Origin of the sequence: Rhodococcus sp. EPR-134 (assembly GCF_001647205.1) — a bacterium.
Classification (GTDB): Bacteria; Actinomycetota; Actinomycetes; order Mycobacteriales; family Mycobacteriaceae; genus Rhodococcus_F; species Rhodococcus_F qingshengii.
Genome location: NZ_LVCT01000264.1, coordinates 1 through 11,064 on the forward strand (window position 1 = coordinate 1; position 11,064 = coordinate 11,064).

At 62.2% G+C, this 11,064-nt stretch carries 12 protein-coding genes and 1 pseudogene; 9 read left to right on the top strand and 4 right to left on the bottom strand.

The genetic code is table 11. The features are described from left to right. The first annotated feature begins 44 nt into the window (after positions 1 to 44). The 5 genes from A2J01_RS11820 to A2J01_RS11835 all read left to right on the top strand — a co-directional run bounded on the left by A2J01_RS11820 (position 45) and on the right by A2J01_RS11835 (position 4,609). Positions 45 to 302 carry a DUF3311 domain-containing protein gene (locus tag A2J01_RS11820; RefSeq protein ID WP_003942271.1) on the top strand — a complete coding sequence of 86 codons (258 nt, stop codon included), beginning with the start codon at positions 45 to 47 and terminating at the stop codon, positions 300 to 302. Then, complete coding sequence (locus A2J01_RS11825) at positions 299 to 1,795, top strand: sodium:solute symporter family protein (RefSeq protein ID WP_030535588.1); 1,497 nt, start codon at positions 299 to 301, stop codon at positions 1,793 to 1,795. The genes A2J01_RS11820 and A2J01_RS11825 overlap by 4 nt, the downstream gene beginning before the upstream one ends. Then, positions 1,792 to 3,381: an amidohydrolase gene (locus A2J01_RS11830; protein WP_064112759.1), complete on the top strand. Its 1,590-nt coding sequence runs from the start codon at positions 1,792 to 1,794 to the stop codon at positions 3,379 to 3,381. Before A2J01_RS11825 ends, A2J01_RS11830 begins: the two co-directional genes overlap by 4 nt. A gap of 50 nt (positions 3,382 to 3,431) precedes the next feature. Further along, positions 3,432 to 3,587, top strand: a complete 156-nt coding sequence (locus A2J01_RS35760) for a hypothetical protein (RefSeq protein WP_156519249.1) — start codon at positions 3,432 to 3,434, stop codon at positions 3,585 to 3,587. A gap of 107 nt (positions 3,588 to 3,694) precedes the next feature. Then, the gene (locus A2J01_RS11835) at positions 3,695 to 4,609 is read left to right on the top strand and encodes a tyrosine-protein phosphatase (RefSeq protein WP_064112760.1); all 915 of its coding nucleotides are present in this window, start codon (positions 3,695 to 3,697) and stop codon (positions 4,607 to 4,609) included. Between the two features lie 173 nt (positions 4,610 to 4,782). Here the strand turns inward: A2J01_RS11835 and A2J01_RS11840 are convergent, their stop codons facing one another. Beyond that, entirely contained in the window at positions 4,783 to 5,358 is a 576-nt protein-coding gene (locus A2J01_RS11840) for a TetR/AcrR family transcriptional regulator (protein WP_030535586.1), read from the bottom strand. Between the two features lie 108 nt (positions 5,359 to 5,466). Between A2J01_RS11840 and A2J01_RS11845 the strand changes: the two genes are divergently transcribed. The 3 genes from A2J01_RS11845 (at position 5,467) to A2J01_RS11855 (ending at position 8,094) form a co-directional block, all read left to right on the top strand. Next, on the top strand, positions 5,467 to 6,648 hold the full coding sequence (locus tag A2J01_RS11845) for a GDSL-type esterase/lipase family protein (protein ID WP_064112761.1): 1,182 nt from the start codon (positions 5,467 to 5,469) through the stop codon (positions 6,646 to 6,648). Positions 6,649 to 6,719: 71 nt separating this feature from the next. Then, positions 6,720 to 7,226, top strand: coding sequence for a hypothetical protein (locus tag A2J01_RS11850; protein ID WP_064112764.1), 507 nt, complete (start codon positions 6,720 to 6,722; stop codon positions 7,224 to 7,226). A gap of 52 nt (positions 7,227 to 7,278) precedes the next feature. Beyond that, positions 7,279 to 8,094 (top strand): MerR family transcriptional regulator, encoded by an 816-nt coding sequence (locus A2J01_RS11855; RefSeq protein WP_064112765.1) that lies wholly within the window; start codon positions 7,279 to 7,281, stop codon positions 8,092 to 8,094. A gap of 19 nt (positions 8,095 to 8,113) precedes the next feature. Here the strand turns inward: A2J01_RS11855 and A2J01_RS36360 are convergent, their stop codons facing one another. Then, a complete protein-coding gene (locus tag A2J01_RS36360; protein ID WP_003942131.1) occupies positions 8,114 to 8,269 on the bottom strand; it encodes a hypothetical protein in 156 nt (51 codons plus the stop codon). A gap of 276 nt (positions 8,270 to 8,545) precedes the next feature. On the opposite strand from A2J01_RS36360, the gene A2J01_RS11860 reads away from it, so the two are divergent. Further along, positions 8,546 to 9,595: a lipoate--protein ligase family protein gene (locus A2J01_RS11860; RefSeq protein WP_064112762.1), complete on the top strand. Its 1,050-nt coding sequence runs from the start codon at positions 8,546 to 8,548 to the stop codon at positions 9,593 to 9,595. Positions 9,596 to 9,640: 45 nt separating this feature from the next. On the opposite strand, the gene A2J01_RS11865 is transcribed toward A2J01_RS11860, so the two are convergent. Both A2J01_RS11865 and A2J01_RS11870 read right to left on the bottom strand, forming a co-directional pair. Continuing rightward, positions 9,641 to 10,801, bottom strand: a complete 1,161-nt coding sequence (locus A2J01_RS11865) for a DUF7802 domain-containing protein (protein ID WP_064112763.1) — start codon at positions 10,799 to 10,801, stop codon at positions 9,641 to 9,643. Next, positions 10,801 to 11,064, bottom strand: a pseudogene (locus A2J01_RS11870) (metal-dependent hydrolase); the annotation flags it as partial. The gene A2J01_RS11865 and the pseudogene A2J01_RS11870, both read right to left, overlap by 1 nt.

An 11,064-nucleotide genomic window follows, 5' to 3' on the forward strand; every position in this document is an offset into this window, starting at 1 on the left:
GCCTCATCTGCTCCGGATCGATCAACGGCTAAGGAGCCACAATCATGTCCAACGAGGCGAAGAGTGCCTTGCTCGCAATCGGAGTTCCGTTCGTCGGGGTGCTGGGCGGGATAGTTGCGCTCTCCGGATCCGAACTGACTGTTCTCGGATTTCCCATTTTGTTCGCGTGGCTTTTCCTGTGGATGCCGCTGACCTCGTTGTGTCTCCACATGGCATGGAAGTTCTTTGACCGCAAGGACTTCGAGGAAGCGGAACGAAACGAACTGGCTCAGGCCAAGACCGAGATCGGGGATCCGACATGATCGCTGCAACATTTACGCTCGTGCTACTCCTCGCGCTCGGCGCCGGAGTGCTTTCACGCCGTGGAAGCAAAAAAGAGATCTCCGACTACCTCGTGGGCGGGCGGTCTTTCGGTCCCGTGCTGGTTTTCATCCTGGGAGCAGGTGAGGCCTACAGCATCGGCACGCTCATTGGATTTCCCGGGGGTGTGTACGCCCACGGGGCAAGCTACGGCGTCTGGTTCATCGGATACATCTTGCTTGCCTACCCGATCGGATACTTCTTTGCGCCCTATCTCTGGCGGGCAGGCAAGCGGTATAACGCGATGACGCTGCCCGATGTGGCAGGGCGGCACTTTCGGTCGCGCGGGTTGGAACTGACAATCGCGATTGCCTCGGTAGTCTTCCTCATTCCCTGGGGGCAGTTGCAGCTTGCCGGCCTCCAGGTCGCACTGAGCGGACTTGGCATCACCATCAACCCGACGGTGGCGGTTTTCGTCGGCGCTGCGCTTGCTCTGCTCTTCCTCCTGCTTTCGGGTGTGCGTGCACCGGCGTTCGTGTCTTACGTCAAGGACGCAGCTCTGCTGTTGGGAGCGATCCTGATCGGACTGGCCGCCACGGCCAAATCGGGCGGTATCACGAAGCTCTTTGCCGATGCGGCATCCCATGGGGCCGGGCAGGCCTCGCAATCCACCGTCACCGGTTCGTCGCTGACCTTCGTTCTCACCACAATTGTGTTCCAGTCACTCGGTTTTTTCGTTTTCCCCTTCATCGTGCAAGCGGTGCTATCGGCGAAGTCCGAGGCAACCCTCAAGCGAGTCGCCCGATTCAACCCGCTGTACATGCTCATGTATCCCTTCCTCGTCGCTGCTGCCTTCGGCGCAATTTCATTGCTGCCCAACAAGCTCGAGGGCGCAGAGTCCAATGAGGTGCTCCTGCAACTGTCCCGTCTCGTGCTCCCGGACTGGCTGACCGGAGTGGTGGCGGGTGGTGCGGCACTGTGCGCGATCGTTGTTCTGTGTGGCTCGGCGCTGGGAATCGGCTCGATCGTCTCGCGAAACATCGTTCCTGGAATACCCGAATCACGTCAGAGAGTGTGGGTGCGCGGGGTCATCGTCGCCTACCTCGGCCTGTCGCTGATCCTCACCCTCGCCGCACCCCAATTGCTGCTGACGCTGGTGAATACCGCGTATTACGGGGTGACCCAGGCCGTGGTGGTGTTCGCGACGATGATCTTCGGATGGAAGCTGCGACCGGCAGCGCTCGCGATGGGCGTGGTGCTCGGCGACGTGCTGGTGCTCTGGCTGTACCTCGACACACACGGCACGGTATCGATGTGGTTGGCGGACAAAGGCATGAACATCGGTGCCGCAGCGCTCGTTCTGAACGTGTTGTTCGTGTCCGCCACCCGAGTGATGTGGCCTCCTGTCGAAGCGGTTTCGGGCCTCCGTGCAGAAAATCGATCGGCACCAGTGCCTTGCCCCGCAGCCCCGACCACGAAGGCGGATATCCGATGACTCGGACACTACTCACCGCAGATGCAATCCTCACCCAAGACGCAGCGTCACCCCAGGTTGAGGCGCTCGTCCTCGATGGAGGCCTGGTTGTCGCCACCGGAAGTCGAAAGGACATGGGGGAGTACGCCGGACCGGAAACTCGTCGGCTCGATCTCGCCGGCGCAACTGTGATCCCGGGGCTGATCGAGTCGCACATTCACCCGACCTACGCCGGCTTGACTGACGGATGGGCTGATTGCCGGACGCCACCGTGCGCCTCGATCACGGATATTCAAGGGGCTCTGCGGAACTCCACTCCCACTCACGGCTGGATACGTGGATGGGGGTACGACGACACACAACTTCGAGAAGGTCGCCATCTCACACGCGATGACCTCGACGCAGTCTGCACCGACCGCCCGATCATCGTTCTGCACATCTCGGGGCACTTTGCGGTGGCAAACACTGTTGCGCTTGCAACTGCAGGCATCGACGAATCGACGGTGGATCCCGGGGACTCGCAGTTTCCGCGTGGGGCGGACGGGAGGCTCACAGGGATGGCCTGGGAAATCGACGCCGTGGCACGGTTGAGTGGCGCGATACCAGACCTGACACAGGCAGAGGTGCAGACCGCGTTGCTGCGTAGCTTGACACTGGCGCGTTCGCGAGGAATCACGACCGTCCACGATCTAGGGGTCGGCCTGTCGGCGGGCATGCAGGAGTTGGCCGCCTATCGTGCCCTGGACACCATGGGCGAGATGCCCGTGCACACGGTTGGCTTCCTTCGGGGTGATCTCGCGATCGCAGAACTGGAGGAAAGGAACATTGCTTTCACGGCTGCACCGGCCCCTGGGTCACGCTTCCGCCTGGCCGGCGCCAAATTCTGGGCGGATGGGTCCATTCAAGGATTGTCTGCAGCCTTGCGAACTCCGTATACCTGCAGCCCGAACCATCACGGTGATCTGCTCTATCCGCAGGAGCAACTCGACGACATGGTTCTCCAGGTGCACCGCGAGGGAGGTCAGGTCGCGGTGCACGCCAACGGCGATGCGGCTGTAGCCGCCGCCATCGCGGCGCTGCGCAGTGCGCACCGCAGTGACGGACGTCGAGCGCGGCACCGTATCGAGCACTGCCAGGTGAGTAGGCCTGCGGATCTCGAGGCGATACGTGATGCCGAGATCGGGGTGAGCTTTTTCGTCAACCATGTTTTTCATTGGGGCGATCGTCACCGTGACCGTTTCCTCGGTCCTGAGAGAGCCGGCAACCTGGACCCGCTGGCGTGCGCCGATGACATCGGCTTGAAATTCGGGCTGCACTCGGATTGCCCGATAACGCCGATGGATCCCCTCCAGACGATTAGGACTGCTGTGAATCGGCTGACTATGGGCGGTGCCGTGCTTGGCGCCCACCAACGGATCGGAGTGCAGCGTGCAGTGCAGGCCATGACTGTGGACAGTGCGTACTTGGTCCATGACGAAGGACGGGTGGGGATCTTGGCGCCGGGTCGTCGTGCGGACCTTGTCGCGCTCGACGGCACTCTTGCTGCTCTCGCAGACGCTTCGTCCGACATTCCTCAGCCTGCACTGGTCATGGTCGACGGCCGGTAGCGCATGAGATTGATTTCGTCCCAACGGATACCAGCTCGAGGTGGAGATTCGTGCAGTTGCTCGACAGTGAAGTTGTTCGGCGCTGTGCAGTTACGGCTGCCGCCGCGGCCGCGGTCGGTCGTTCGAACGGGCCCGGCGTGGTCGATGGCGACGCAGTGACGGGCAAGAGTTTCTTCCTGCCGGATGGCGGCTGGCCGGGCACCTGAACACATGTCCGGTTTCTGGAGCAAAGTCGGGACGAGGAGCGTGCCACCCTTGTAATCTCGCACGGGAGTTTGCGGGGCGCGGGGTATCCCGCACAGCGAATGAGAGGATGAAGGTGACAACTGCCTACACGCGCCGCCGAGGGGCGCGCCCTTTCGGAATCGCCCTCGCTGCGCTGGTCGCCGGGGGTGCGGCCCTGACAGGCCCCACACTCGCCTCCGCCTCGAGCGGCGACCTGCAATTGGGTTCGAGTCAGTTCGGATCGTCCGGGGAGCAACCGCCGCTGCCGGAGATCCCACCGCCGTCCGCGGCCGAGATCAGGCTCGACGAGGCGCGGAACTTCCGCGATATCGGCGGGTATCGGACTACCGATGGCAGGACCGTCCGGACAGGCCTGGTGTTCCGTTCCAACAAGCTCAGCTCGCTCAATGAGACTGATCTGGCAAAACTCACCGCCGCGAACCTGACCCTCGACGTCGACCTGCGCAACGCCTCCGAACGTGCGGAGGATCCCGATCGGATCCCAGCCGGGGTCACCTACCAGGTCGCCGACGTCGTCAGTATCGAACACGGCATCGCGTTCCACGAGTTCGTTCCCCTGACCCTCGGTCGCGCGTTGATCGACGGCGCAGTCAAGGGAACCTCGAACATCGGCCAGAGCATCGGCTACCCGTTCATGGTCAACTACCGGGGTTCCGATGTCGCCTTTCGTGACCTGCTGACTGCGATCGCGAACAACTCCGACGGCGCAACCGTCTACCACTGCAGTGCAGGGAAGGACCGCACCGGTTGGGGTACCGCGATCCTGCTGACCATCCTCGGTGTCCCGCGTGAGGTCATCAGTGCCGATTTCATGGCGTCGAACACGTACCTGGGCCGGGACGACGCGGTGGACCTGTCGTGGCTCGATGCGGCGTATGCACAGGTGGACCGGCTCTACGGCGGTATGGATACTTACGTACGGGAGGGCCTCGGCGTCGACCAGGGCACTGTCGACTCTCTGCGCGCCAAGCTTCTCCTCTAAGCGGAGCTCCACGTCCGGCTTCTTGCCTACTCGGACCCTCTGCTGTCCCAGTGCGAGCAAGGGTTGCGGGGCGCGCGATTGTGTGGCGCCGCTCCTGGGGTGGGCCCGAGGTTTCTTGGCCGTGTGCGATCACCAAGTGGCGCAAGAACTTTGCTCGCAAAAAGCATGCCTGGTCATGGACTCGACGCTGGCCAATTGGTCAGCATCGAATCGAGTGCCTCGAGGATTCTTGCCCAGCTTTCGGCGCTGTCCGGTGCACTGTGGCTGAACGATCCACCCAACTCGAGGCTGGCGTACCCATGAAAAACGCTGCCGAGCAACCGAACTGCGTGGGTCTGATCGAGATCGGTGAGGTTGTACCCGCGCAGAATCGATCGCATCATCTGCGAGTGTCTGAAGCCCGCGCTCGCAGCTGCGGCCTCCGGGGTGAGGCGCATCTGTGACGCGGCGTACCGACCAGGGTGTGACCTCGCGTAGTTGCGGTACACGTTCGCGAAGGCGGTCAAGGCGTCGCGACCGGACCGACCGGCCACGGCGTCGGCAGCCTGGTCGGCCATCTCTTCCAAGGCAAGCAGCGCGATTCTGGTTTTGAGGTCGTTCGAACTTTTCACGTGCGAGTACAGGCTTGCGACCTTGACGTCGAACGCTCTGGCGACCGCCGATACGGTCACCTGCTCGAAGCCCACCTCGTCGGCCAATTCGGCGCCCGCCACGGCGAGGCGTTCGGGTGTCAGTCCTGCGCGAGGCATGTCCGTTGGTCCTGTTCGTCGAGAAGTGAAACCGCTTGCCTAAATAGTATAGGCAAATTACTGTGTGCTGTAGTTAAAACCTTCGCAACTTATCTACAGGTGAATGAGATGAACAGCCAGAGCAGCTGGATTACTACCGCAATTTCCGAGGACATCGTGCGCGGAGCCCTCGAGCTCGAGCGGACCGAACGCGGTGTGCTGACACACCGTCTGCCTGCCAGAGCTCGCACGCAATTCGCTGACGGGCAGATGGCAATGGCGCAATCACAACCGTCCGGAGTGCGGCTGGTGTTCCGAACCAGCGCTACGGCCATCGAACTCGACACTCTGCCCACGAAAATGATCTACATCGGTGCTCCGCCGAGGCCGCAAGGGGTGTACGACCTGATCGTCGACGGCGAACCAACCGGGCACGCAATCGCTGAGGGTGGCAACACGGTGACGATCGACATGGCGACCGGTACCGCTCAGAGACAATCCGGACCCGTCAGCACCATCCGCTTCGCGGACTTGCCCGCGCGATCCAAGACCGTCGAGATCTGGTTGCCGCACAACGAAACCACCGAACTTGTCGCATTGCGAACCGACGCCCCGCTCGAACTCGCAGTCGGCACGAAGCGTGATGTGTGGCTCCATCACGGAAGCTCGATCAGTCAAGGCTCCGGCGCTGAAAGTCCCTCCCGCACTTGGCCTGCTCTCGCAGCCTCCCTCGGCGGCGTGGATCTGATCAACCTCGGGTTCAGCGGCAGCGCTCTGCTGGACCAGTACGTCGCCCGCGCTATGCGAGACAGTCCTGCCGACCTCATCAGCATCAAGATGGGCATCAATCTGGTCAACTCCGACGTGATGCGCCTGCGGGCCTTCACGTCGGCAATGCACGGCTTCCTCGACACGGTCCGCGACGGTCATCCAGTGGCTCCACTGCTGGTCGTCTCGCCTGTCTATTGCCCGATTCACGAAGACACGCCTGGACCTGGTGCATTCGATTTCGACGCGCTTGCCAGAGGCGAAATGCGATTCGTTGCTACCGGCGATCCCGCCGAGCGCGCAGCCGGAAAGCTGACGCTGCGCTCTATTCGGGAAGAGTTGGCGCGCATCGTAACCCAGCGATCGGCGGATGATCCCAATCTGCATTACGTCGACGGGTGCGATCTCTATGGTGCGGCCGAGAACGAAGAGTTGCCGCTTCCCGATCAGCTCCATCCGGACGCTGCGACGCACCGTCTCATCGGCGAACGCTTTGCCCAACGGGTATTCGCAGACGACGGCGCATTCGCACGCACGGTGTGATCGCGCAATCTGGTTCGATCGGATTTCACACGATTTGACCCTGACGTAGCGTGAGGGCTCACGATGACTTCATGACCGATACTTACCCAGCATTCGACATCAGCCCCGTCCCTGTCCCCGCTACAGACGCCGTGCCTCCGGAACAGTTCCGAGGTCTCTACGGAATGCCCATGTTCGTGTCGGTTCCGACTTCGAATCTGGCCGAATCGGCCGACTTCTGGATCCGTGGGCTCGGTTTCTTCGATCTCTTTTCGGTTCCTGATCGACTGACGCACTTGCGGCGCTGGGCATTTCAGGACGTTTTGCTCGTGCCTGGCGAGCGTGCAGATTCACCACCGTCCGTCAGCGTGAGCTTTGCGTGTGTGCTGAGTCAGATCGATCAGATAGCCAAGGCGTGTGAGGAATTGCGGCCCGGATGCACCAGCGGTCCACATCTCAAGCCGTGGAATTCACTGGAGTTGGAGATTGTGACACCGGAGAACGCGCGTGTGATCATGACGGCCGCTCGTCCGTACGACCCGAACAGTGCCGAGGCCGAGCATCTGCGAGGCATGGGAATTGACGGACCCGTCGACTGAACCGAGGTCTGACGCTGTGGCCTCCCGAACCGCGTCTGTCAGACTGGATCACGTGACGGACCAACTCTTCGGAGACGAGGCAGACAGTGCTCTCACTGTCGGTGCTGCCGCATCACGACTAGGCATAACCGTACGTACCCTTCATCATTGGGACGCAATCGGTTTGGTGCGCCCGTCCGGGCGCAGTGACGGGGGCTACCGGCTGTACACCGACGCGGACCTCGGCCGCATCGGCCGGGTGCTTGTCTACCGTGACGTGGGTTTGTCGCTCGACGAGATCGGGATATTGCTCGATGCGCCCGCAGCCCACGTGGACGAGACGCTGCGTGGGCAGCGCGCCGAGTTGCGGCAACGGATAGCCGACTTGGAGGAACTGGGCGAGTCCTTGGATCGCATCATCGATGCCAGGAAGTCGGGTGTGCTGTTGCCGGCACACGAGCAGGTCTCGATCTTCGGCCGACACTGGCATCCGTCATGGGGACCTGACGCGCACGAGCGTTGGGGTGACAGTGCGCAGTGGGCGCAGCACGCGGAACGGTCGGCGGGTAGGACCGCTGAGGATTGGCAGAAGATCGCCGACTGCGTCGAGACGCTCAACGAAGATCTGGCGCTGGCCTGCCGATCCGGTGTCGAACCGGGAAGCGCCGAGGCGAATTTGCTGGCAGAACGGCACCGAGCGTCGATCGGGGTTTACTTCGACTGCACACATTCGATGCAGGTGTGTCTGGGACGGATGTACGTGGCCGATCCGGGATTCACCGCGTTCTACGAGCAGGTCGAGACCGGTCTGACAGTGTGGCTCCGCGCTGTCATCGATGCGAATGCTCGGGCCAACGGGGTTGCCCCCGAATCGGCGACGTGGGTGTGAGTGAGCTGGTGGTCGCTCGTCAGTCCAAAGACGCACACGCAGTGCACCACGGTCGGCCGTCGACTCCGGGGGCACGATGGGACACTGCGATGCGCGCGGCCAAAATGCAGCTTTCGTTGTCGTGATAGACGTCGAGATCCGAAGGAACCGTCGAGTGGAACGCCGGGACCTTCATGTCTACCTCCGTTGTGGCTCGCCAGGGAGTTGGCTCGTTGCGGCAATCCTCCCACCACAGAGATCATCTCGCCTGTCGGCAGAAGCAGGGCCGTTGCTCGGCCAAATTGCCAGGGGTCGACACGTGCGGTCCCGTCCGCGCGATTGTGCAGCCCCGCAGCGACTTACAGGTGTGGTTGCTTGGTCGCCTTGCCTTCCGAACAGATGCGCACTGCGCGCGCGGTGTGATCTTCGACGGCGCTCACCGCAGAGAATCCCGCAGGGATAGGCTGGACGGATGCGTGGAGAGTACAAGGTTCCTGGTGGAAAACTGGTCGCGGTCGACGTCGAGGTGGCGGACGGTCGGCTGTCCGAAGTCGCAGTCTCGGGGGACTTCTTCCTCGAGCCCGACAGTGCGCTCGACGACATCAACGCGGCGTTGCGCGGAATGCCCGCCGACCCGGATGCAGAACAGTTGGCGCATGCCATCTCCACTGCGCTCGACGAGTCCGTCTCGATGATCGGCTTCACGCCGCAGTCGGTCGGCATCGCGATCCGGCGCGCACTCGGCCACGCCACGAGCTGGGCGGATCACACCTTCGACCTCATCCCGCCGGTGGTTCTCGATCCCGCGATGCACGTCGCGCTGGACGAGGTCATCGCGCGTGAGGTCGCATCGGGTGAGCGTCCGCCGACATTGCGTTTCTGGGACTGGGACTCGCCCTTGGTCGTGATCGGATCGTTCCAGTCCGTGCGTAACGAGGTCGACTCCGAGGCGGCTGCGCGGTACGGCATCGGGGTGGTGCGCCGAATCTCCGGTGGCGGCGCGATGTTCATGGAACCGGGCAACTGCATCACGTACTCGTTGGCAGTACCGGCGTCATTGGTCGAGGGTTTGAGTTTCGAGCAGTCCTACGCGTTTCTCGATCAGTGGGTCATGGGAGCGCTTGCCGAGGTCGGTATCAACGCTCGGTATGTGCCGCTCAACGACATCGCCTCGGACAAGGGCAAGATCGCCGGCGCCGCTCAGAAGCGATTCGCGTCCGGCACTGTGCTCCATCACGTGACCATGGCCTACGACATCGACGCTGAGAAGATGACGCAGGTGTTGCGAATCGGACGAGAGAAGATGTCGGACAAGGGAACCAAGAGTGCGGCCAAGCGCGTCGATCCGCTGCGTTCGCAGACCGGAATGACGCGTGCAGCAATCCTGGAGTCGTTTGCGCAGCACTTCCGAGGTCAATACGACACCCACGACAGCGATTACACGGACTCGGAGTTGGAGCAGGCGCGCAAGCTGGTGGACACGAAGTTCAGAACCGAAGAGTGGACTCACCGCGTCCCGTGAAACCGAGAAACCGGGACGAGACCCGAGCGGTCTCGTCCCGGTCGCCTAGGTAGCCGGAGTCGCTGAGTTTGCCCCGAGGAGCTCGGCGTCGGCCGTCCCGGAGTTCCGCTTCGGAATGGTGAAAGTTGCGCTCACGCACAGGATTGCGATGACGAAGCACGCCACTGTGTACCAGAGGTTCCCGATGGGATCTCCAGCGCTGGTGGAACCGTCGACCGCGTCGAAGAAGTCGGGAAGCGCACTCGCCCACAGGACGGCCATGACAACCAGGTACACCACGCTGTAGATCTGCACGAACCTGTTGGTGTGTGCAGGAGTGTTCGATTCTGCCGAGCGCAGGTGCGTCCATTGGCGGACGAGAACCACGATCGCGACCACTGTGAGGACTGCAAGTTCAGCGGCGTAGAGGAACCCGCGGACAGTGTCGCTTCCCATACCGAAGACCGTCGCCGGGAGCGGGAGAATGAACGTACCCAGCGAGGCCAGCAGGCCGATCACGATGGTGCGCCATACCAATTGAAGTCCGGAGAAGTGCTTGCCGGCATCGACGTGCCGTCCGACGAAGTACTGGACGCAGAATGCCAACGACATCGGCCACAGCGCGGCGAAGACGACCACGCTGGGAAGTGGAACCGCGTCGAACATGGGTTGGTTGATCGGGTTCGACGTCGACCACTCCCACCACCGCAACTGGGGCCCCAGGTGGTCGAAGATTTCGTAGAACGCATGGTGGACGAAGCCGACGCAGACAGCGCCCAGTAGTGGACCGTATTTGCGGAAAACGCCGAGCATTCTGACTATTTCGAAGGCCAACGTCGCCATCAGTGGATAGATGGCAACGATGTACAGCGGCAGTCGACCCCACATGAAGTCCACGGTGAACACGTTGTGCGCGAACATCGTGTCCACTTGTTCTTCGATGCCGAACGCCGCCGGGAAGTACAGCGGAGGCTCGATGATGAACAGGTAGGCGGTGGCGCCGAACCAGAGAACCAGATTGGTGGGGTCGCCGTTGCGGCGCAACCGCACGATCGCCAGGACCAGTGCGAGCACCGAGCCGACGATGATGGTCCATTCGAGGACGGGCAGGGTCCAGTTCTCCAGCGCCGCCGGGTTACGGAACTCGACGAGTCCACCTGCTTCCTGACAGGAGAAACCGAGTTCTTTTGCGAGCTGGGAGAACGTGGGGGAGCAGTGTTCTGCCATCAGTTGGCCCCTGACGTGATCGACTCGGCTTGTGCCTGAGATTCGGCGGTGTACCAGCGTGTGCAGTCGTAGCCGTCGTCGTAACGCTTGAACCACTGGTCGGCGAGTGCGGGGAGTTTCTCGTGGTCCGGGTTGTGATTGGGCATCTGGCTGCGGAAGACACCGCCGAGTGCGACGAGTTGTTCTCCGAGTTGAAGGTGATCGAAGGCGCGAGGCATCGTGCCCTTGGTCAGATACGGAGCGAACGACGTCAGAATCTTCTG